The organism is Pararhodobacter sp. (assembly GCF_034676075.1).
Classification (GTDB): Bacteria; Pseudomonadota; Alphaproteobacteria; order Rhodobacterales; family Rhodobacteraceae; genus Pararhodobacter.
The window spans coordinates 1-21,088 of record NZ_JAUCCQ010000023.1 but is presented as its reverse complement, the minus strand read 5'-3'; the positions used below and the strand labels follow the sequence as shown (position 1 = coordinate 21,088).

The following is a 21,088-nucleotide window of genomic DNA, read 5'->3' as shown; positions in this document are numbered from 1 at the left end:
TCCCTCTCCCGCCGCGATCATCGGAAGGCGGACCGCGCCTTGCCGCGGCGGGTGGCCAATGGCTTGCCGTCGATCGGCGTCGAAGACGAGGAGCTCGCGCCTTGGCTTTGGCCTCTCACGCCCTTCGGTCGCGCCGGGCAGACGACAGCCCCGATCTGGCGTTGTTGACTGCCCGCCTCGACGCCTTGGACGGCGGGCTGATCGTCGCCGGACATCCTGCCCCGGCCACTCACCGACCCGCGACCCGTAAGACTGTCCCATTCCCGAGACGCGGGAACCGCCCCCGCGCGCCCCTGCCCGCCTGAGAAACCCCGATGCCCCACCTCCGCGCCCTCTGCCTCTCGCTTCTGCTGATCCTCGCGCCAGTCGCCGCTTTCGGCCATGCCCAGCTCGTCGCCGCCTCGCCCGGCGAGGGCAGCATCGTCGAAGCCTTTCCGCAATCGGTCACCCTGACCTTCAGCGAGGCCGTGGCGCCGCTGGTGCTGCGCTGGATCGCCCCGGACGGCAGCGCCGAGACCGTGCAAGCAGACGCCCTGGACACCATCCTCACCCTCCCCGCGCCCCGGGATATCGCGCCGGGCAGCTATCTGTTGTCCTGGCGGGTGGTTTCCGACGATGGCCACCCGGTCGGCGGGGTGCTGACGCTGCATCTGGGCGCGCCCTCGCTGCAGACTGGCCCCGCGCCCGCAACCACCGGCGCCCGGCTCGCCGCCGCCGCGCGTTTCGGCCTGACCCTGGCGATGCTGGGCGCGGTCGGGCTGGCCCTGCACGCGACCTTGATCGCCCGGGCTGCCCCTTCTGCGGGGCGGCGGCGACTGGGGCTGGTCACCGCGCTGGCCGGTCTGGCCCTCGCCGCGGTCTTCCTGTGGAGCCACGGCCTCGACCTTCTCGCCCTCTCCCCGGCCCAGGGCCTGACCGCGGAGCCCTTCCGCGCGGCGCTGGCGGCGCCGCTGCTGCGGACCGTCGCGCTGAGCGGTCTGGCGCTGTTGCTGGCGGCGCTGGCGCTGAGGCAACCGCACCCGGCGCGCGGCCTCGCCCTGCTCGCCTGGCTTTGTGCCGGGCTGTCTTTCGCGGGGTCCGGCCATGCGGTCACCGCCCCGCCCGTGGCGCTGTCCACCCTCGCGGTCGCGGTTCATGGCGTGGCGCTGGTCTGGTGGATGGGCCTGCTGCCGCCCCTGCTGACCGATCTGCGCCATCCCGAGGCCGCGCTGCGGCTGCGGCGGTTCGCGACCCCGGCGCTGGGTCTGGTCGCCCTGCTGGTGCTGAGCGGCGCCTGGCTGACCTGGGCGCAGAGCGGCGGCGCGCTGGCAGGCCTGACGGACACCGGCTGGGGCCGCCTGTTGCTGGTGAAACTGGCGCTGGTGGCCGGGCTGCTGGCGCTGGCGGGGCTGAACCGCCTGCGGCTGACGCCCGGTCTGGCCCGGGGGCGGGTTGCGCCGCTTGCCGCGTCGATCAGGGCCGAGATCCTGCTGGGTCTGGGCATCCTGCTGATCGCCGCGCTCTTCCGCCTGACGCCGCCGCCCCGGGCGATGATCGACACCGACCCGCCGATTCTGGCGCATCTGCATGGCGACCGCGTCATGGCCGACCTGCGCCTCAGCCCGGGCGCGGCGGGACCGGTGGTGCTGGAACTGGCCTTTCAGACCGGCGATTTCGCGCCGCTGGAACCGCGGGAGGTGACGCTGGCGCTGGCCCCCGCCGACGGACGGCTGGAGCCCCTGCGCCTGCGGGCCCTTGCCGGAGAGGACGGGATCTGGCGCACCGACCCGGTGGTCCTGCCCTTCGGCGGCGATTGGGCGGTGAGCCTGCGGGTGTTGGTCAGCGATTTCGACAGCGTGACGCTGCGGGAGACCCTCACCCTGCGCGAGTGACCCCCGGTCAGAGCAGCCGCAGCGCCGCCGATCCGGCAAAGATCACGATCGCGGCGCCCAGCAGGAACTCGGCGGCAACCAGCCCCCGGGCCAGCGCGCCGCCGCCCCGGGCGATACCGACCAGCCCGCGCCGGGCCATTCCGGCGAGAAGGCCGGAGGACAGCGTCACCGCCATCGTCCCCACCCCCATGACCAGCGCCCCGAGGATGCCCAGCGCATCCAGCCCCAGCCGCCAAGTCAGGATCAGGAGGAACAGCGCGCTGGTGCAGGGCCGCAGCGCCACGCCTGCGACCAGCGCCGCAACCTCGCGCGCCGAGCCCGCCTTGGCCAGCGCCTCGGGGTCCGGGGCGTGGCTGTGGCCGCAGCCGCAGTCCGGCCCATGGTCATGATCGTGGTGATGGTGATGCCCGTGCCCCGCCCCCTCACGCGGGAAATGGCGCCAGGCCCGGAAGCAAAGCATCAGGCCCAGAAGCGCCACGAACCCGAAGGACAGGGGCTCGATCGCCGCGGCGAGCCCTTCGACGCCCTCGCGGGCGCCGTTCAGCAGCCAAACCCCGGCATAGACCACAAGAATCGCGGTCACCGCCTGCGCGAGGCTCGACAGCCCGGCGATGACGACAAGGCGCGAGGGCGCGACCGGAGCCGCCACGGCATAGGCGGCGATCACCCCCTTGCCGTGGCCCGGGCCCAGCGCATGCATGAAACCGTGCAGGAAACAGATCGTCAGGAACCCCGCCACCGCCCCCGGCTCGCCATTGCGCAGGGCGCGCAGCGCACCGGCCAGCGCGTCCTGCGCCTGCCGCTGGAAACCGAGCGCCGCCTCGGCCATCCAGCCCTGCAGGCCGACCACCGCCAGCCCCAGCGCAACCAGCGCCAACAGGAGCAGCGCCCAGCGCATTATCCGGGGCATGACAGCACGAAAGTGTCGGCGAAGGCGCTGCCGACCAGCGGTTCCTGCCCCGGTTCCATGAGCTGTTCCTCGGTCAGATCGCCCAGAAGCCGCTCATAAAGGCTGCGCGCCGCGCTGAGATCGGCCTCGGTCCGCGTCACCGCGCAGCTGTCGGCGCCGGTGATGCCGGGCAGATCCGGCACCTCGTAATAGATGAAATAGGTCGGATCAAAGACCTGCGCCTGGACCGAAGCCCCCGCCATCGGGATCGGCTCGGCCAGCGCCCGGCGGAAATCCAGCACGAAGCGTCCGTCGCGCAGATCCACATCCATCCCCAGAGGACGGCTCAGGGCGACATCCCGCCCCGTATGCTGCAGCTGCATGTTCCCGGCAAAATCCTCGGGCCAGGCGCTGAAGCGCTGCGACAGGGTGGCGCGTTCCTCGGCCGAGAGCGCGCCGTCTCGGTCGGGGTCGAGGCCCAGATCCTCGAGCGTCAGCAGCGACATCAGCTCGTCCCAGTGCCAGACGACATGGACCGCGGCGAGCCGCCCTTCGGCGTCCATCTCGAAGGTGAGGTCGGTATCGACGAATTCATGCGGATGCGCCCCTGCGCGGAGCGGCAGAAGCGCCAGCAGGGCCAGAGCCATCACAAGGGAAAGCGCGCGAGACATGGTCTTCGCTTGGGTCAGGACGGGGATTTAATCCAATCACATCATGGTGTTCCGCACAAGGTGGGGGCGAGTGCCGCGGTTTTTGCCGGGGCGCGGTTGCCCTGCCAATCTTGATATGTAATATCATAACATTCTGCAAGCCCGGACCGCCGGATCCAGCGGTTCGCCGCGCAAACCTCTGGCCCGGATGCAGAAACGCTTCCCATCAAGGAGACCTTGCCATGCTGAAACCCCTCACCGGCGCCACCGCGCTGGCCCTGCTTCTGACACCCGCCGCGCTGGCGCAGGCGGACAATACCGGCGGCGAGACGGTGTTCCGCGTCTTCGTCGGTGACCATGCCGCGCCGCAGATCACCGTTTTCGACCTTTCGGCGCCGGATCGCCCCTGGCTGTTCGACACCATTGGCCAGGCCAAGCTCTATGCGGTGGCCGGGGGCAGCGCGGTCGCCGCCGTGCAATCCGATGCGAACACGGTGCAATTCCTGTCCAGCGGCATAAGGCTGGAGGATCACGGCGATCATCAGGACATCGAGATCACCGAACCCTCGGCCCTGCCGCACCGGCTGGACGGCCCCCGCCCCTTCCATCTGATCGACCACGGGCAGCGGATCGTCATCAACCTCGATCAGGGCGGCTATGCCGAGATCGTCGACGGCGCGGCGCTGGCCCGGGGGGCGCTGGAGACCAGCCGCTTCCCGCAATCGGTGCCGCATCATGGCTTCGTCACGCCGATGGGGTCGCTCTGGCTGAGCAGCGTCGCGCCGCCGCCCCCGGCCGAGGGGGCCGAGCCCGCGCCGCGGCTGGGCCTGCAGGCCTTCACCGCCGAGGGCACCCCGGCCGGTGATCTGGCGACCTGCACCGGCATCCATGGCGAGGCCTTCTCGGGCCTCTATCTCGCCGCGGGCTGCGCCGAGGGGGTGCTGACCGCCCGCAGCGGTGACGAGGGCATCGTCTATGCCATGCTCCCCTATCCGGCCGATCTTCCCGCCGGGAACACCACCGGGACGCTTCTGGGCGCGACGGGAATGCAGGTCTTCCTCGGCAATTACGGGCGCGACGGGCTCGTGGTCATCGACCCGGCCGACGCGCCGCATTTCCGCCTGATCACCCTGCCCTTCCGCCGTGTCGATTTCGTGCTGGACCCGATGCAGCCGGCCCGCGGCTTCGTGCTGACCGAGGACGGCACGCTGCACCGGATCGACCTGCTGGCCGCCAGCCTCGATGGCAGCGCCCCGGTGACGCAGCCCTATTCGATGGACGGCCATTGGAACGATCCGCGGCCCCGGCTGGCCATGGCGGGCGGCGAGGTCCTGATTACCGACCCGCGCGAGGGGCTGGTGCGCCGGATCGACGCCGCCACGCTGGAGGATCGCGGCAGCATCGCCGTCGAGGGAGCGCCCTATTCCATCGCTGTGGTGGCGGCGAGCGGCCACAGCCACTGAACGACCGAAGAAACGGCATCCCGCGCGCCGCCGCGCGCGGGACTGACCCGGCGCTAGAGCTTGTCGATCCGCTGGCTGATCTGCCGCAGCAGGGTCTTCAGCTCCTCCGCCGCGGCGGCATCCATGTCACCCAGAATCCCGCGCTCGAACTGCATGGCGATCTGCATCAGCTCATCAGCCAGCGCCGCGCCCTTGGCGGTGATCTCGATCGAGACGACGCGGCCGTTTTCCGGCGGGCGGATGCGGGTGACCTGACCGGCCTTGGCCATCGTGCCGATCATCCGCGACAGGGTCGACATCTCGACCGAGACCAGCGAGGACAGCTCGCCCAGCGACTTCGGTCCGGTCTGGCGCAGGATCGCCAGCACCCGGTACATCGGCAGCGTCACCTCGTAGCGGGCGATGCGCCGGGAAAAGGTCTCGCCCAGGGCGACGCCTGCCCGGTTGAGCAGATAGGGCAGCGAATCGGTGAACCAGTAGTCCATGGAGTCCCGGAAATGGCGCCCCGCGGGACGGTCAGAGAGAGGTTTCGTCAGCGCGCAAATGTTTCAGTTGCAAGTATCTAAGGCGGAAAGGAACCGAGTTGCAAGGGCCGCGCAGCCGTGGGATCGGCCCATCGGGACGTTTTCCACCCCAACCGTTTCCCCCACAAAAGATGTTTACGAAACATTTGTATTTGCAAAAGTCGTCTGATACGGTCCGAGTCGCGCTGCCCTGCGCCACATCATCTGGGAGGATTCGATGTTCAGACCGACTTTCGCGGCCCTGTGCCTTGCGCTGCCCTGCGCGCTCGCCACGCCGCTGCTGGCTGCCGATTTCACGCTCAAAGTGTCGTCGCCCACCAACAACGACGCCATCCTGCGCTGGATGCAGGGCTTCGAGACCCGGCTTGAGGCCGCGACCGACGGCGCCATCGACGTGCAGCTTTTCCCCGCCAACCAGCTGGGCCAGATCCCCGCGACCATCGAGGGCGCGGCGATGGGCACCATCGAGGTGACGGCGCCCGCGTCGAGCTTCTTCGTGCAATACGACCGCCGGTTCGAAGTGCTGGACGTGCCGGGCCTGTTCCAGAACCTCGCCCATGCCCAGGCCACGCTGGCCGATCCCGAAGTGCTGGACCGTCTGGCCACCTATGCCCAAGATCAGGGGCTGGAGACCATCGCCGCCTTCCCGCACGGTCCGCTCGGCATCGTCAGCGTCCGCGCCGTCGACAGCGCTACCGCGTTGCAGGGTCAGCGGATCCGGGTGGCCGGGCCGACCGTGCTGGCCACCGGGCCGCTCTCGGCGCTGGGTGCCTCGCCGATCTCGCTGCCGCTGGGCGAAGTGCTGCCCGCCATGCAGAACGGCGTCGTCGACGGGTTGATCGCCGGTCTGCCGGTCTTCACCACCGGGCGCTATTACGACGTGGCGCAGGATCTGACCGTGGTGCCCGAAAGCTATCTGATCGTCACCGCCGTGGCCTCCAGCGCCTTCCTCGACACGATCGGTGAGGATCTCGCCGATGCCGTCCGCACCGCCGCGCGCGGGGCGCTCGAGGATACCAACAGCTGGAACCTCGGCGCGGTCGACGCGGTGCAGGGCATCTGGGAAGAGAACGGCGGGCGCCTTGTGACCCTGCCCGAGGCCGATGCGCAGGCCTATCTGGATGCCGTCGCCGCCGTCCTGCCCGAGGCCGAGGCGCAGAATCCCGCGCTGGCCGATGAGCTGTCCTTCCTGCGCGGCGTCGCCCAGCGCCACGCGGCCGAGTGACGGAGACGGGGCGCGCGGCGGCAACGGCTTTCCGCCCGCCAAGCGCCCCCTTGCCCCATGACCCCGAAAAGCCCCCTCTCGCGCCTCGCCGCGGGGTTCACGCTGCTCTTGTCGCTGGCGCTGATCGCCATGGTGCTGCTGGCCTGCGTGAATGTCGCGCTGCGCTACATCTGGCAGATCTCGCTCCTCTGGGCCGATGAGACGCTGGTCTTCGGCATGATCGTGCTGGCCTTCCTGGGCACGATCACCGTCTCGATCCAGAACCGCCACCTGCGCATGGAATTGCTGACCCGCGCCCTGTCGGGCCGCGCCTCCTGGGCGCTGCGGCTGGTCGAGCTGGTGGTCACCGCGGGGGTGCTGGGCTTCACCGCCTGGTATTCGCTGGCCGTCACGCAGCGGCTCTGGACCCGGGGCACGCTGAGCAACATGGCCGAGGTGCCGCTGTGGCTGATCAACGGCGCGGTGCTGGTCGGGCTGACCGGCATGGCGCTGGTCGCGCTGGCGCAACTGGCCGGACATCTGATGCAGGGACGCAAGTAAGATGATGATCCTGACCCTTGTGGGCCTGCCGCTAGTGCTGATGCTGGCCGGTTTCCCGATCTATCTGATCCTGCTCGCCGCCTCGGCCGCGACCATGGCGCTGACCATGCAGGTGCCGCTGATGGCCCTGCACCAGTATCTCTTCTCCTCGATCAACGCCTATGCGCTGCTGGCGCTGCCCTTCTTCATCTTCGCGGGCGAGATCATGGACCGGGGCGGCGTGGCCGGGCGGCTGGTCGGGCTGATGCGCGCCAGCATGGGGCGGGTGCCGGGCAAGGTGCCGCTCACTGCCATCGGCGCGGGCGCGGTCTTCGGCGCGATCACCGGGGTCGGCGCGGCCTCGGTCGCGACGATCAGCAAGGTGATGCTGCCCGCCATGCGCGAGGAGGGCTATGCCGACCGCTATTCCGGCGGGCTCATGGTCTCGGTCGGCGCGGTGGGGGTGATCCTGCCGCCCTCGATCCCGATGATCGTCTATGCCGCGGCGGCCGATGAATCGATCCCGCGCCTTTACGCGGCGGGCATCGTGCCGGGGCTGCTGATCGTCGGTCTGATGGCGCTGCACGCGCTCTGGGTCGGGCGGGGCAACCGCGGGTCCGAGGCCGACCGCTTCACGCTGCGCGGCTTCGGCACCGCGCTCCGGCGCGGGATCTGGGCGGCGGGCGTGCCGGTCCTGATCCTGGGCGGCATCTATGGCGGCGTCTTCTCGCCGACCGAGGCCGCCGCCGTCGCCTGCCTTTACGCCTTCATCGTCTCCTGGGCAGTGATGCGCGAGATGACCTTGCGCGACCTCATGGGGGCCGCTGCCAGCACCGTGTCCTTCACCGCGCAGATCCTGGTGGTGATGGCCTGCGCCGGCGTCTTCTCCTGGCTGATCACCGTCAACCAGGTCTCGGTCCAGCTGGTCGCGCTGATCGAGGCGATGGCCCTGCCCGGCTGGCTGCTGCTGCTGGCGATCAACCTGCTGCTGCTGCTGGTCGGCTGCCTGATCGACCCGCTGTCGGCGATCCTGCTGCTGACGCCGCTGCTGGTGCCGCTGGCAGGCGCCATCGGCGTGGATCCGGTGCATTTCGGCATCATCGTCACGGTGAACCTGGCCATCGGGCTCTTCACCCCGCCCTTCGGCATCAACCTCTTCGTCATGCAGACCATGTCGGGCATCCCGCTGAAACATATCTATCGCGGGATCGTGCCGTTCCTGGCGATCTATCTGATCGCGCTGCTGCTCATCACCTATATCCCGGCGATTTCGCTCTCGGGCGTGCGCCTGCTCATCGGCCCCTGAGGGGCCACCGCACGGGCCCGGTCGGGGCCCGCGCACAGCCTAACATTTGCATTTTCAAAACTTGCCAACGCAAGATAATCGGGATGGAGGAGGACCTCATGACATTCGATGCAGCCATCGTGGGCTATGGCCCGACGGGGATGGTGCTGGCGGCACTGCTGGGGCAGGCCGGGCGCAAGGTCGTGGTGCTGGAGCGCTACGCCGGGCTCTACAACCTGCCGCGCGCCGCCGCTTTCGACGACGAGACGATGCGCACCTTCCAGAAGCTCGGCATCGCCGAGACGGTGCTGCCCGGGACCAACATCCAGGCGGGCTATGTCTGGGTGAACGGGCAGGACGAGGTGCTGCTGGACATCGAATACGACAACCCCGGCCCCTGCGGCTGGCCCGCGCAATACATGATGTACCAGCCGCATCTGGAGGACACGCTGGACGCGCTGGTCCGCCGCACGCCGGGGGTCGAGCTGCGCCACGGCGTCACCGTCACCGGCCTGGCCGAGAGCGACGGCAGCGTGACCGTCACCGGCCACGAGACCGAGGGCGGCGCCCCGGTCGAGGTCAAGGCGCGCTATGTCATCGGCTGCGACGGCGGCAACGGCTTCGTGCGCGGCCATCTGGGCGGCACGCTGGAAGACCTCGGCTTCCACGAGAACTGGCTGGTCTGCGATTTCGAGATGAAGCGCGAGGTGCCGACCCTGCCCTCGTTCCGGCAAGTCTGCCGCCCCGAACAGCCCGTCTCCATCGTCAATATCGGGCCGCACCACCACCGCTTCTCGTTCCGGCTGGAAGCGGGCGACACCCGCGATTCCGTCACCGCGGCCGAGGGCGTCTGGCGCCGGGTCGCGGCCTTCCTCACCCCCGAGGATGCCGATCTGATCCGCGTCGCCAATTACACCTTCCGCTCACGCATCGTCGGCGAATGGCGGAAGGGCCGCGTGCTGCTGGCGGGCGACGCCGCGCATGAGATGCCGCCGTTCCTGGCGCAGGGCATGGTCTCGGGCATCCGCGACGCGCGCAATCTGGCGTGGAAGCTGGGCATGGTGCTGGACGGCGCGCCGGAAGATCTGCTCGACACCTACCAGCCCGAGCGTGAGCCGCATGTGCGCTTCATCACCGGCCGCGCCATCGAGCTGGGCCGCGCCCAGACCATGCGCGACCCCGATATGGCGCGCGAGCGCGACGCCAAGATGATCGCCGCGCGCAAGGCCAACCAGAAGCCCGACAAGCTGGTCTATCCGGCGCTGACCGGCGGCCTCATTGCCAACCACGGCGCGCTGCTGCCGCAGGGCCTCGTCTCGACCGCCGAGCGCACCGCGCTTTTCGACGAGATCGCCGGCACCGGCTGGCTGATCGTGGCCTGCAACGAAGCGGCGCTGGCTGCGCTGGGCGAGGCCGAGCGCAAGGCTTTCGCTGCGCTAGGCGGCCGCTGCCTGCATTTCGCCATCGGCCAGATGGTCGGCGGCGCGCCCATTTCGGACACCAACGGCGTCTACAAGCGCTGGTTCGACGCGACCGGCGCGCAGGCCGCCATCGTCCGCCCCGACAGCCATGTCTACGGCCTTGCCGCCACGGCCGAGGACCTGCCCGCGCTGCTCACCCAAGTGCTCGCCGCCCTCGGCGCGCTCGCCCCCACCGCCTGACCCCGAAGACCGAGACCGGAGAGAGACCATGCAAGGCAAGATCGCGCTCGAAGAGCATTTCGCCATCCCCGAAACCCTGATGGATTCGGCGGGCTTCGTGCCGCCCTCCTATTGGAAGGAGCTGGAACACCGGCTGCTGGACATCCAGGACACCCGGCTGAAGGAAATGGACAAGCACGGGATCGAGACGATGATCCTGTCGCTGAACGCCCCGGCGGTGCAGGCGATCACCGACCGCAAGCGCGCCATCGAGATCGCGCGCCGCGCCAATGACGTGCTGGCCGAGGAATGCGCCAAGCGCCCGGACCGGTTCCGTGCCTTCGCCGCCCTGCCGTTGCAGGACCCCGAGGCGGCGGCGGCAGAGCTGAACCGCTGCGTCACGGACCTCGGTTTCGTCGGCGCGCTGATCAACGGCTTCTCGCAGGATGCCGAACAGGGCGGCGGCGAGGAACTCCTCTATTACGACCTGCCGCAATACCGGCCGTTCTGGGCCGAGGTCGCCAAGCTGGACGTGCCCTTCTACCTGCACCCCCGCAACCCGCTGCCCCGCGACGCGCGGATCTATGACGGCCACCCCTGGCTGCTGGGCCCGACCTGGGCCTTCGCGCAGGAAACCGCGGTGCATGCGCTGCGGCTGATGGCCTCGGGGCTGTTCGACGACCACCCCTCGCTGCAGATCGTGCTGGGCCATATGGGCGAGGGCATTCCCTACATGCTGTGGCGGCTCGACCATCGCAACGCCTGGGTCAAGACCCCGCCGAAATACCCGGCCAAGCGCAAGTTCGCGGAGTATTTCACCGAGAACTTCCACATCACCACCTCGGGCAATTTCCGCACCCAGACGCTGATCGACGCGATCCTGGAACTGGGCGCGGACCGGATCCTGTTCTCGACCGACTGGCCCTTCGAGAATGTGGATCACGCGAGCGACTGGTTCAACGCCACCACCATCGCCGAGGCCGACCGCCGCAAGATCGGCCGCACCAACGCGCAGAAGCTGTTCAAGCTGGACTGAGGCAATAGAAACCCCCGCCCGGAGGCTGTCCGGGCGGGGGTTCCCCTTCAAACGCGGCAGGTCAGGACGCCCGCGTCACGTCCCGCACCGCGCCGATCAGCCAAGGAATATCCCCGTCGCCCAGCCGCGCGACATTGACCCGGCCGCCCTTGACCACATGAATGCCATGGTCGCGGGTCAGCGCCAGTTCCTGCGCCTCGGTCAGCGGCAGGAGCGAGAACATGCCGCGCTGCCCGCCGAGGTAATCCAGCGTCCCGCTGCCGAAGAGATCGCGCTCGACGGCGACGATCCGGGCGCGGACCCCGGCGACGCGGGCGCGCATCGCCTCCAGCTCCCCCAGCCACAGCGCCTTGAGCGCCGGATCCCCCAGGATCACCCGCACCACCGAGGCCCCGTGGTCCGGCGCATGCGAGGACCCCGCCCGGACGATGGCCGAAACGGCGCGGTGCATCCGCTCGCGATCGGCCGCGCGGGTCTTCACGAACAGCGCCCCGGCCCGGTCACGGTAGATGCCGAAGGACTTGGACAGCGTGACGCAGACCACGCATTCCTCGAACCGCTCGGCGATCTGCCGGGCGACGGCGCAATCCGCTTCGAACCCCTCGGCGAAGCCCAGATAGGCGAGGTCGAGCCAGGGCACGATGCCACGCTCTTCCAAAACATCGAGCAGCGCTGCCAGCTGGTCCGGGCTCAGGTCGGCGCCGGTCGGGTTGTGGCAGACGCCCTGGAACAGGAAGACATCGCCCCGCCGCGCCGCCTTCAGCCCGTCGAGCATCCGCTCGAAGGTGATCTCGCGACTGAGCGGGTCGTAATAGGGCACCGAAGCAAAGCGGGCCCGCGCGGCGGTCAGGATCGGGACGTAATTGCCGTAGGTGGGCGTCTGCAGCCAGATGGTCGGCGGCTCCGGCATCTGCGCCAGCAGCTCGGCCATCACCCTCAGCGCCACCGCCCCGCCCGAGGTCTGGGCCGTCACCCAGCCCTCGCCATGGCCGGGCCCCAGGATCTCGGCCCCCAGCAAGCGGCCGTATTCCGCGTCGCCGGTCAGCGCGAGGTAGGATTTCGTCGCCTGCGTCTCGACCAGCCGCGCCTCGGCCTGTTTCACCGCCCGCAGGACCGGGGTCTGGCCGGTCTCGTCCTGATAGATGCCCACGGTCAGGTTCAGCTTGTCCTGCCGCGGGTCACGGGCGAAATACTCGGCGCCGATCATGATCGGATCGACGGGATACTCCTCGACGCGCTCGAACATGGCTCAGAACCGGGTGATGACGGTGGCGCCGACCGACTGGAAGCGGTCCATCGCCATCAGCGCCTCGGGTGCCTCGGCCAGGCTGATCTGCTGGCCGACCAGCCGCGAGGGATCGACCTTGCCGCTGGCCACCATGTCCAGCATCGCGCCATAGCGATGCGCCTGCATCCCGTGCGAGCCGAGGATCTCGATCTCCTGCCCGACGATCTTGGGCATCGGGATGGCGGGGGCGGCATGCTCGCCCAGCATCAGGCCGACCTGCATATGCTTGCCGCGCGGCCGCAGGCAGAGGATCGAATTGGTCATCGTCACCGGATGGCCCAGCGCATCGAGCGAGACATGCGCCCCGCCCCGGGTGATCTCGCGGATCGCGCCGGGCACATCGGCCTCGCGCCCGTTGATCACCGCCACGGCGCCCAGATCGCGGGCGAGTTGCAGCTTGGCCGGGTCCAGATCGACGCCGATCACATTGGCCCCGGCGGCCGCCGCGATCATCACCGCCGACAACCCCACGCCGCCACACCCATGCACCGCCACCCATTGCCCGGCGCGCACCTGCCCCTGGTCGATCACCGCCCGGAACGAGGTGGCGAAGCGGCAGCCGAGGCTGGCGGCGGTGGCGAAATCCATCCCCTCGGGCAAGGCCACGAGGTTGAGATCCGCCTGATGCAGCGCCACGTATTCCGCGAACGAACCCCAATGCGTGAAGCCCGGCTGCTCCTGATGCAGGCAGACCTGCTGATGGCCCGCATGGCATTCCGGGCAGGCGCCGCAGCCGCAGATGAAGGGCACGGTCACCTTGTCGCCGACCTTCCAGCGTGTGACGTCGCGGCCCACGGCCTCGACCACGCCGGCCAGTTCGTGCCCCGGCACATGCGGCAGTTCGATATCGCTGTCGTGGCCCATCCAGCCGTGCCAGTCGCTGCGGCAGACGCCGGTCGCCGCGACCCTCAGCACCACGCCATGCGGGGCGGGCGTCGGATCGGGCAGGGTGACCAATTTCGGGGTTTCCTGAAATTTCTCGAACAGGACGGCTTTCATGGGGTCTTCCGGATGCTGGGGCGGGCCGAGGGGGGCAGTCGCGCGCAAGGTGACCGATTCCGCGCGGCGTCGCAATGCGATCCGTGGCGCGGCCGGTCAGTAGACCGCGACCAGCCGCCCGGCGAGTTCGTGCACGCTGATCGGGGTTTCGTAGACCGCGGACAGGAACTCGGCCTGCATCAGCTCGGCCGGGGTGCCGTGGCGCAGGATGCGGCCGCCCTTCATCACCACGATCCGGTCGCAATGGGCCGCGGCCATGTTGATGTCATGCAGCACCACGACCACCGTCTTGCCCAGCGCCTGCGCCGCCTCGCGCACCAGAGTGATGATCCGCACCGCATGGCTGATGTCGAGGTTGTTGAGCGGCTCGTCCAGCAGGATGCACTCGGTATCCTGGGCCAGCACCATGGCGATATGCGCCCGCTGCCGCTGCCCGCCCGACAGCTGGTCGAGGAAGCGGTCGGCCAGCGGCTCCAGCCCCAGAATGGCCAGCGCCCTGGCGACCTGGGCGTGATCCTCGGGCCCCGGGTTGCCGCGCGAATGCGGGTAGCGGCCAAAGGCCACGAGGTCGCGCACCGTCAGCCGCGCCGCCGTGTGGTTGTCCTGCCGCAGAAGCGCCAGCTTCTTCGCCACCAGCCGCCCCGGGGCCTGGGCTAGGTCCATCCCCTCGAGCGTCACGCGCCCGGCGTCGGGTTTCTGCAAGCGTCCCATCACCGACAGCAGTGTCGATTTGCCCGCGCCATTCGGCCCGATGATCGCGGTGAGGCCGCCCCGGGGCAGGCTCAGCGTGACCTCTGACAGCACGGCAAGCCCGTCATAGCGCCGCTCGACGCCTTCGACCTCGATCATCGCGCCACTCCTCTGATGACCAGAAGGATGAAGACCAGCCCCCCGGCGAATTCGACCACCACGGCCAGCGCCGTGTCGTAATGCAGGACCCGCTCCAGCAGCGTCTGCCCGCCGATCAGGGTGATCAGCGCGATCAGCGCCGCGGCGGGCAGGAGCACCGCATGCCGCGCGGTCGGCATCAGCAGATAGGCGAGGTTGGCAACCAGCAGCCCCAGAAAGGTCACCGGCCCGACCAGCGCCGTGGACAGCGCGACCAGCATGGTGACGATGACCAAGAGGCCCAGCACCAGCCGCTCCTGCGGGACACCAAGGCCGATGGCCGCCTCGCGCCCCAAAGCCAGCACGTCCAGTTCGGGCACCAGCCGCCAGAGGACCAGCGCCAGCCCCGCGACGATCAGCGCCGAGAGGGTCAGCAAACCGGGATCGACCGCGTTGAAGCTGGCGAAGAGCCGGTCTTGCAGCACGGTGAAGCTGTCGGGGTCGATGATCCGCTGCAGGAAGCCCGAGATCGAGCGGAAGAGCGTCCCCAGCACGATCCCCACCAGCATCAGCAGGTGCAGGTTGCGGGCGGCGGGGCCGAACATCCATTTGAAGAGGAGCAGCGCGAAAAGCACCATCGTCCCCAGTTCCAGCCCGAAGACCAGCCGCGCATCGAGGGCCGAGACCCGTCCGGCGCCGAGGCCGAAGACCAGCCCGGTCTGGATCAGCACATAGAGCGCGTCGAAGCCCATGATGGCGGGGGTCAGGATGCGGTTCTGCGTGACGGTCTGGAAGACGACCGTGGACAGGGCGATGGCGACCGCCACCACGGCCAGCGCCGCCAGTTTCCGGCCGCGGAAGGGCAGCAGGAAATCCCAGCTGCCCCGCGCGTTCAGCAGCAGGAAGGCAGCGGCGGCCAGCACGGCCAGCAGGGTCAGCAGCGCCAGACGCCGGGCGATCTGCCGGTTGCGGATCTCAGGCGCCATGGCCGCGCCTCCGGGTCAGGAGCCACAGGAAGGCAGCGCTGCCGACGATGCCCATGGTCAGGCCGATCGGCATCTCGTAGGGGCGCACGACCAGCCGCCCGACGATGTCGCAGGCCATGACCAGCGCGGCGCCCGACAGGCAGACCACCGGCAGGGTGCGGCGCAGGTTGTCGCCCATCAGCAGGCTCACGACATTCGGCACGACGAGGCCGAGGAAGGGCACGATCCCGACGGTGACGATCACCGCCGCGCTGAGCAGCGCCACCAGCACCAGCCCCAGCGCCCGGATCGCCCCGTGATTGACGCCAAGCCCGATGGCCATGTCACGGCCGAGCCCCGCCAGCGTGATCTGATCGGCGAAGACGGCGGTGACCAGGGTCAGCCCGGCGACGATCCACAGCAGTTCGTAGCGGCCCTGAAGGACAATCGAGAAATCGCCGGTGCTCCAGGCGCCGAGGCTTTGCAGCATGTCGGTGCGATAGGCGATGAAGGTGGTGACGGCACCGATCACGCCCGACAAGAGCAGCCCGATCAGCGGCACCATCAAGGGCGAGCGTTGCGGCACCCGGCGCAGGACCAGAAGGAACAGCCCGGTCCCGGCCAGCCCGAACCCCGCCGCCACCGCCATCCGCGCCGGCACCGGCAGGCCGGGCGCCAGCAGCATGACCAGCAGGATACCGAGCGAGGCGGATTCAGTCGTCCCTACGGTCGAGGGCTCGACAAAGCGGTTGCGGACCAGCACCTGCAAGACCAGCCCGGCCAGCGCCAGCCCCGTGCCCGCCAGCGCCAGCGCCAGCGTCCGCGGCAGGCGCGAGGTGAGCAGCACCTCGGTTGCCGGACCCGCGCCGCCCTCGGCCCAGAGAAGCCCGGGGCTGACGCTGCTGACCCCGACGAAAAGGCTGGCCAGCCCCATGGCCAGCGTCAGTCCCAGCGCAAGCGGAAACAGCAGCCGGGCGGCGGGGCCCGGCTGCCGGGAGGATGGCCTTGGCGTCTGCGGCTCAGGCAAGGGTGCGATCCGTCAGTTCCGCGCCGCGGCGAGGGCGTCGCGCAGCTGGGCGATACTGGACCGCAGGGCCTGCACACCGGCGCCGGTCAGATACCAGGCCTGCGCGTCCAGATAGACGACCTGCCCCTGCTGCCAGGCGGTGGTGGATTGCACCAGCGGGTTGTCGAGGTATTCGGCCGCCGCCTGCCCCTCGCGCCCGATGGCCGCGTCGCGGTCGACGACGAACAGCCAGTCGGGGTTGGTCTCTCGGATGAATTCGAACGAGATCGCCTGGCCATGGGTGCCGGTATCCAGCCCCTCGACCGCCGGGGTGAACCCGTAATCGTCATAGACCACGGCAAAGCGCGAGCCCGGGCCATGGGCGCTCATCCGTCCGCCGGTGGTCAGCACGACCAGCACCCGGCCCGCTCCGGCGGCCTCCTCGTGCAGCGCGGCGACATCGGCGCGCAGGGCGTCGACCAGCGCCTCGGCCTCGGCCTCGCGGTCGAAGATCCCGCCCAGAAGCCGCAGATTGGCGGCCACGTTGTCGATATAGCCCTCACGCGCCACGGTCAGGTCCAGCGTCGGCACCATGGCGGACAGCGCGGCGTATTGCGCGGCCGAGCGGCCGCCGACCAGCACGAGGTCGGGCGCCGCGGCATTGACCGCCTCGAAATCCGGCTCGAAGAGCGTTCCGATCGGCGCGGCATATTGCGCCAGATGCGGCGGCAGGGCCTGGCCCGGGGCACCCGCCACCGGCACGCCCAGCGCGTCGAGGTTGTCGAGCGTGGCGATGTCGTAGACCAGCACGGTCCCGGGCGTGCCGGTAACCTCGGTCTGGCCCTGGGCATGGGTCACGGTCTCGGCCATGGCGGGCGCGGGGGCCAGGGTCAGCGCCAGCGCGGCGGCGGTGCAAAGAAGGCGGATCGCCATCATATCGTCCTTTCAGACACGGAAACGGGAAGGATCAGAAGGTCGCGGTCAGGCCGAGCCAGAGCCTGCGGCCCTCGCCAGCGGCGTTGTTGTCGGTGGAATCCACGATCTGGTCGAAGAGGTTGTAGACCGCCGCGTTCAGGCTGACGGTGCGGTTGATGGCGTAGGAGCCGCCGATATCCACGGTGGTGTAGGGGTCATAGGCGCGCCCCTCGACACCGTTGATGATGACCGGCCGCCCGTTGGTGCCGATCCTCGGCCCGGCGGCGATCTCCTCGCCATGATAGGTGGCCGCGGCCCAGAGCGCGAGCGAACTGTCCACCGGCTCCCAGTCGAGGCGCAGCGTGGCGCGGTGGCGCGGCGTGCGCTGGAGCGGGAAGCCCGCGTAATCGCCGGTGCGCTGCTCGCTGTCGGTGAAGGCATAGGTGCCGCGCATCGACCAGGTGTCGTCGATCTGCCAGGACCCGGCCAGTTCCAGCCCCTGGATCACCGCATCGTCGATGTTGAAGGCCTGCCACAGGCAGGAATAGCCCGGATAGGCGCCGATCGCCGCGGCGTTGCAGGCCGCGCCGCCCAAGGGGTCGATGATGCTGCCGGTATCGGGGTTCACCAGCATGCCGGTGTTCATGTTCGAGATCTTGTCCTCGAACTCGGTGCGGAAGGCGGTGGCGCTGAAGCTGAGCGGCCCCTGTTCCCAGACCGCGCCCAGCTCGAAGCTGGTGCTGGTCTCGGGCCTGAGGGCGGGGTTCGGCGCGATCAGCCCGGCGCCGCGCTGCGTCGGGTAGTAATAGCCCGGCGCGACCAGCCGGATGGTCGGTGCGGTGAACCCGGTCGAGACGCCCCCCTTCAGCGTCAGCGCCTCGCTCACATGCCAGACGCCATAGAGCCGCGGGCTGAAATGGCCGCCATAGATCGAATGCCGGTCAAAGCGCAGCCCGCCGGTCAGCGCGAAACTGTCGGTGATGCGCCATTCATCCTCGGCAAAGAGGGCCCATTGCCGGATCTCCATGGTCTGGTCGGTGGTGGTATGGCCGCGGTCGGTCAGCCGGGCCTGGCTGAACTGGAACCCGGCCACGGTGCGATGGGCGCCGCCCAGTTCCCAGGGCACGGTGATCTGCCCGTCGAGCGTGGTATTGGCCAGCCGCGGCACCCGGTCGTTCAGCACCCGGGTGCCGGCGCCGAAGGGCTCGCCATAGGTGAAGCGCGCCGCTTCCTCGTGCTGGAGGGTCAGCTGCGTCTCGATCTCGCCGAATTGCCCGGTATGGCCCAGCGCCACGTAATCGCGGTCATTCTCGCGCTCGCTGCCGTCGCTGCCCGGGGCCAGCGTGCCGTCGGCGGTCCCGCGGGAACTCAGGCGCGAGCGCCCGGCCTCGACGGTGAATTCATGGTCGTCGCTCGGCGTGAAGCTGAAACGGACGCCCAGATTGCTGTCCTCGGCGCCCTGGATCCCGCCCAGAAGGCTGTCCTCGGTCCGCCGGTAGAGGCGCCCCCAGAGCTGTACGCCCAGCCGGTCGGCGATGATCGGCCCGCTCGCCTCGAACGACAGCGCGGCGGAATTGCCATAGTCGCTGTGCTGCTGCACCGTGCCCTCGGTCGTCACGCTGCCCGACCAGGTGGCGGCGACCGGGCGGGTGATGACGTTGATGACGCCCCCCATCGCATCGGCGCCATAGAGCGAGGACATCGGCCCGCGCACCACCTCGATCCGCTCGATCATGTTGAGCGGCGGGAAATGGCGCTGCTCGAAACCCGAACTGCCATTGGGCCGCGATTCGCGGGTCGAGACGCGGCGGCCGTCGATCAGCATCAGCGTGTATTCGCCGGGAAGGCCGCGGATCTGGATGTCCTGCTCGTTGGCGACGCCGGTGGTGACCAGCCCCTGAACCTCGCGCAGGGCATCGGACAGGTCGCGATAGGCGCCCGATTCCAGCTCCTCGCGCGAGATCACGGTGATCGAGGCGGGCGCGTCGGCGATGTTCTGCTCGACCCCCGCGGCGGTGACCACGATGCGACCCAGATCGACGACCGACCCGGTGGTGCCCGCCTGGGTCTGCGCCCCCAGAGCCGCCGGAAAGGCCACGGCCAGCGCCGCAACGGCGCAGCCCGCCGAAAGGCTCGGGCGCCCGGCCCGGCGCGACATGCGGGGCCCGTGATCCGGCGTTGTGCGACGAAGCTGCGACATTTCCTTGTCCCCCAGGTAATTCTGACTATTTCGATCAGCTATACGAGGGGCGGACAGGGACAACCGCGATGATTGAGAACGATTCCAAGTTCAGGAAAGTGAAAAGCCCGATTGTGGCAGCGGGCCGATGGGGGCAGAGGCGATGACCCGCCTCGACCGGAGCCTGGGACAGGGCGCCCCGCAACCCGCTGAACAGGCGCCGAAAAGCCGGCCCGACAGCGCCGCCGTCACGCTGTCGCAACTGCGCCTGCTGGTTGCGCTGGACGCGCTGCTCAGGGCGGGGTCGGTTTCCGGTGCCGCGGCCGAGCTGGAGATGTCGGTCCCGGCCGCCAGCCGCCTGCTGGCACAGCTGCGCGCGCATTACGACGATCCGATCCTGATCCGCGAGGGGCGGCGCATGGTGCCCTCGCCCCTCGCCGCCACCCTGCGGCGCCGTGTCGCGGCCCTGAGCCGCGAGGCGCGGCTGCTGCTGTCGGCGCAGGATGCCGCCCCCCTGGCCGAGGCGCCCTCCGCGCTGCTGCCCTTTCCCGAGGCGCCGCGCCTGCCGCTGCGCGTCAGCGATCCCGAGCGGGCCGAGGGCGAGCCCGGCGCCGATGCCCTGTTGCTGCGGCTGGACGGGGCGGGCGACAGCGACCGCCCGCGGCACCGGCTGGCGGCGCATATCGCCCGGCTCTCGGGCGGGGCCGGGCCCTCGCCCTCGCTCAGCGCCAGCCAGGCGCGGGACGCGTTCGACATCGTGTTGCAGGGCGAGGCCGATGCGGTGCAGATCGGCGCCTTGCTGGCCGGGATCCAGCAACGCGGCATCGCCGGTCCCGAACTGGCCGGGCTGGTGGCGGCGGCGCGGGCCCTGCGCCCGGGTCCGGGCTGGCAGGGCAATGCGCCCGGGCTCGACTGGCCGGTCTATCCCTCGCCCCGGCAGCGCCGACCGGCCTGGTTCCTGGCCGGAGCCAAGCTGCTGGCCGATGCCGGGACGCCGATCCTGCTGCACGGCTTCACCCCGCAGCCGGGCCCGGTGGCCACGCTGCTGAACGCGCTGCAGATCCCCCAGGTCGAGTCGCTGCCCGAGGCGCTGGCCGCGCTGAACCGGGGCCGCATCGCCTATCTGCGGATTGAGGCCGTCGCCCCGCAGATGGCCGCGCTTTGCAGCCTCTATGCAGTGCTGGGCATGCGGACCGTGGCGCAGGTCGGCCTGCGGTTGCTCGATCCGCTGCGCTTCGGGCTGACGCTGGGCGGGGTGCCGTTCAGCGGCGGCGGCGGGCTGATGACCTCGGCGCTCACGCATCTGAAGGACGGACATCTGCTCAGCGTGCTCAGCCAGCGCGACGTGGCCCAGGCGACGCCGCATCGCTGGATGACGCTGGCGCTGTCAGGCCCGGACGGCGAGACGCTGACCCATGTGCCCCCCAGCCTGACCAGCGCGCCCGAGGGCCTGCCGCCGGGCTATGGCCCGGATGCGATGCTGAGCGCCCTCTGGCAGGGGCGCGAGCGCGATCCGGCCATCACCGCGATCATCCGCGACTCGGCCGCGCTGGGCCTGCTGGCGTTGCGCCCGGATCAACCCTTCGCCACGCATCAGGCCACGGCCGCGCGGCATTGGGACGACAGGGCGTGAGGACCTGCCCGAGGTGGGCCCGGTTCGCGCCGGGTCCTGCCGTACCCGGGGCTAGCCCGCCAGCCCCGGCCATTCCCCCCGCAGAAGGCCATAGACCAGCAGATCGCACAGGCCGTTATGGGTCGTCTCATGCTGCCGCAGGCAGCCTTCGCGGGTGAAGCCGAGACGCTCGG

Annotated in this window: 18 protein-coding genes; 8 read left to right on the top strand and 10 right to left on the bottom strand. The window is 69.9% G+C overall.

Annotated features, from left to right (window positions below):
• Positions 1–314: 314 nt before the first annotated feature.
• Complete coding sequence (locus VDQ18_RS09375) at positions 315–1,871, top strand: copper resistance CopC family protein (RefSeq protein WP_323020680.1); 1,557 nt, start codon at positions 315–317, stop codon at positions 1,869–1,871.
• A 7-nt stretch (positions 1,872–1,878) separates the two neighbouring features.
• On the opposite strand, the gene VDQ18_RS09370 is transcribed toward VDQ18_RS09375, so the two are convergent.
• Positions 1,879–2,769, bottom strand: a complete 891-nt coding sequence (locus VDQ18_RS09370; protein WP_323020679.1) for a high frequency lysogenization protein HflD — start codon at positions 2,767–2,769, stop codon at positions 1,879–1,881.
• Complete coding sequence (locus VDQ18_RS09365; protein WP_323020678.1) at positions 2,769–3,431, bottom strand: DUF1007 family protein; 663 nt, start codon at positions 3,429–3,431, stop codon at positions 2,769–2,771. Before VDQ18_RS09365 ends, VDQ18_RS09370 begins: the two co-directional genes overlap by 1 nt.
• Positions 3,432–3,652: 221 nt before the next feature.
• On the opposite strand from VDQ18_RS09365, the gene VDQ18_RS09360 reads away from it, so the two are divergent.
• Positions 3,653–4,873, top strand: coding sequence for a hypothetical protein (locus VDQ18_RS09360; protein WP_323020677.1), 1,221 nt, complete (start codon positions 3,653–3,655; stop codon positions 4,871–4,873).
• Positions 4,874–4,926: 53 nt separating this feature from the next.
• On the opposite strand, the gene VDQ18_RS09355 is transcribed toward VDQ18_RS09360, so the two are convergent.
• Entirely contained in the window at positions 4,927–5,358 is a 432-nt protein-coding gene (locus VDQ18_RS09355; RefSeq protein WP_323020676.1) for a MarR family transcriptional regulator, read from the bottom strand.
• A gap of 256 nt (positions 5,359–5,614) precedes the next feature.
• Here VDQ18_RS09355 and VDQ18_RS09350 point away from each other — a divergent pair, with 256 nt between their 5' ends.
• The 5 genes from VDQ18_RS09350 to tsdA all read left to right on the top strand — a co-directional run bounded on the left by VDQ18_RS09350 (position 5,615) and on the right by tsdA (position 11,102).
• On the top strand, positions 5,615–6,622 hold the full coding sequence (locus VDQ18_RS09350) for a TRAP transporter substrate-binding protein (protein ID WP_323020675.1): 1,008 nt from the start codon (positions 5,615–5,617) through the stop codon (positions 6,620–6,622).
• 57 nt (positions 6,623–6,679) lie between these two features.
• A complete protein-coding gene (locus VDQ18_RS09345; protein WP_323020674.1) occupies positions 6,680–7,162 on the top strand; it encodes a TRAP transporter small permease in 483 nt (160 codons plus the stop codon).
• A 1-nt stretch (position 7,163) separates the two neighbouring features.
• The gene (locus VDQ18_RS09340) at positions 7,164–8,447 is read left to right on the top strand and encodes a TRAP transporter large permease subunit (protein ID WP_323020673.1); all 1,284 of its coding nucleotides are present in this window, start codon (positions 7,164–7,166) and stop codon (positions 8,445–8,447) included.
• Positions 8,448–8,545: 98 nt separating this feature from the next.
• Entirely contained in the window at positions 8,546–10,087 is a 1,542-nt protein-coding gene (locus VDQ18_RS09335; RefSeq protein ID WP_323020672.1) for a bifunctional 3-(3-hydroxy-phenyl)propionate/3-hydroxycinnamic acid hydroxylase, read from the top strand.
• A 28-nt stretch (positions 10,088–10,115) separates the two neighbouring features.
• Positions 10,116–11,102: a gamma-resorcylate decarboxylase gene (tsdA, locus tag VDQ18_RS09330; RefSeq protein WP_323020671.1), complete on the top strand. Its 987-nt coding sequence runs from the start codon at positions 10,116–10,118 to the stop codon at positions 11,100–11,102.
• Between the two features lie 61 nt (positions 11,103–11,163).
• Here the strand turns inward: tsdA and VDQ18_RS09325 are convergent, their stop codons facing one another.
• From VDQ18_RS09325 to VDQ18_RS09295, 7 genes are all read right to left on the bottom strand, one after another.
• The gene (locus VDQ18_RS09325) at positions 11,164–12,348 is read right to left on the bottom strand and encodes an aromatic amino acid transaminase (protein ID WP_323020670.1); all 1,185 of its coding nucleotides are present in this window, start codon (positions 12,346–12,348) and stop codon (positions 11,164–11,166) included.
• 3 nt (positions 12,349–12,351) lie between these two features.
• The gene (locus VDQ18_RS09320; protein WP_323020669.1) at positions 12,352–13,389 is read right to left on the bottom strand and encodes a zinc-dependent alcohol dehydrogenase family protein; all 1,038 of its coding nucleotides are present in this window, start codon (positions 13,387–13,389) and stop codon (positions 12,352–12,354) included.
• 96 nt (positions 13,390–13,485) lie between these two features.
• Positions 13,486–14,238, bottom strand: coding sequence for an ABC transporter ATP-binding protein (locus VDQ18_RS09315; protein ID WP_323020668.1), 753 nt, complete (start codon positions 14,236–14,238; stop codon positions 13,486–13,488).
• Complete coding sequence (locus VDQ18_RS09310; RefSeq protein ID WP_323020667.1) at positions 14,235–15,203, bottom strand: iron chelate uptake ABC transporter family permease subunit; 969 nt, start codon at positions 15,201–15,203, stop codon at positions 14,235–14,237. The genes VDQ18_RS09315 and VDQ18_RS09310 overlap by 4 nt, the downstream gene beginning before the upstream one ends.
• Complete coding sequence (locus VDQ18_RS09305) at positions 15,193–16,152, bottom strand: ABC transporter permease (RefSeq protein ID WP_416235099.1); 960 nt, start codon at positions 16,150–16,152, stop codon at positions 15,193–15,195. The genes VDQ18_RS09310 and VDQ18_RS09305 overlap by 11 nt, the downstream gene beginning before the upstream one ends.
• A 69-nt stretch (positions 16,153–16,221) precedes the next feature.
• Positions 16,222–17,121, bottom strand: coding sequence for a siderophore ABC transporter substrate-binding protein (locus VDQ18_RS09300; RefSeq protein ID WP_323020665.1), 900 nt, complete (start codon positions 17,119–17,121; stop codon positions 16,222–16,224).
• Between the two features lie 34 nt (positions 17,122–17,155).
• Positions 17,156–19,303, bottom strand: a complete 2,148-nt coding sequence (locus tag VDQ18_RS09295; RefSeq protein WP_323020664.1) for a TonB-dependent receptor domain-containing protein — start codon at positions 19,301–19,303, stop codon at positions 17,156–17,158.
• 142 nt (positions 19,304–19,445) lie between these two features.
• Between VDQ18_RS09295 and VDQ18_RS09290 the strand changes: the two genes are divergently transcribed.
• Positions 19,446–20,915, top strand: a complete 1,470-nt coding sequence (locus tag VDQ18_RS09290; RefSeq protein WP_323020663.1) for a LysR family transcriptional regulator — start codon at positions 19,446–19,448, stop codon at positions 20,913–20,915.
• Positions 20,916–21,088: the final 173 nt, after the last annotated feature.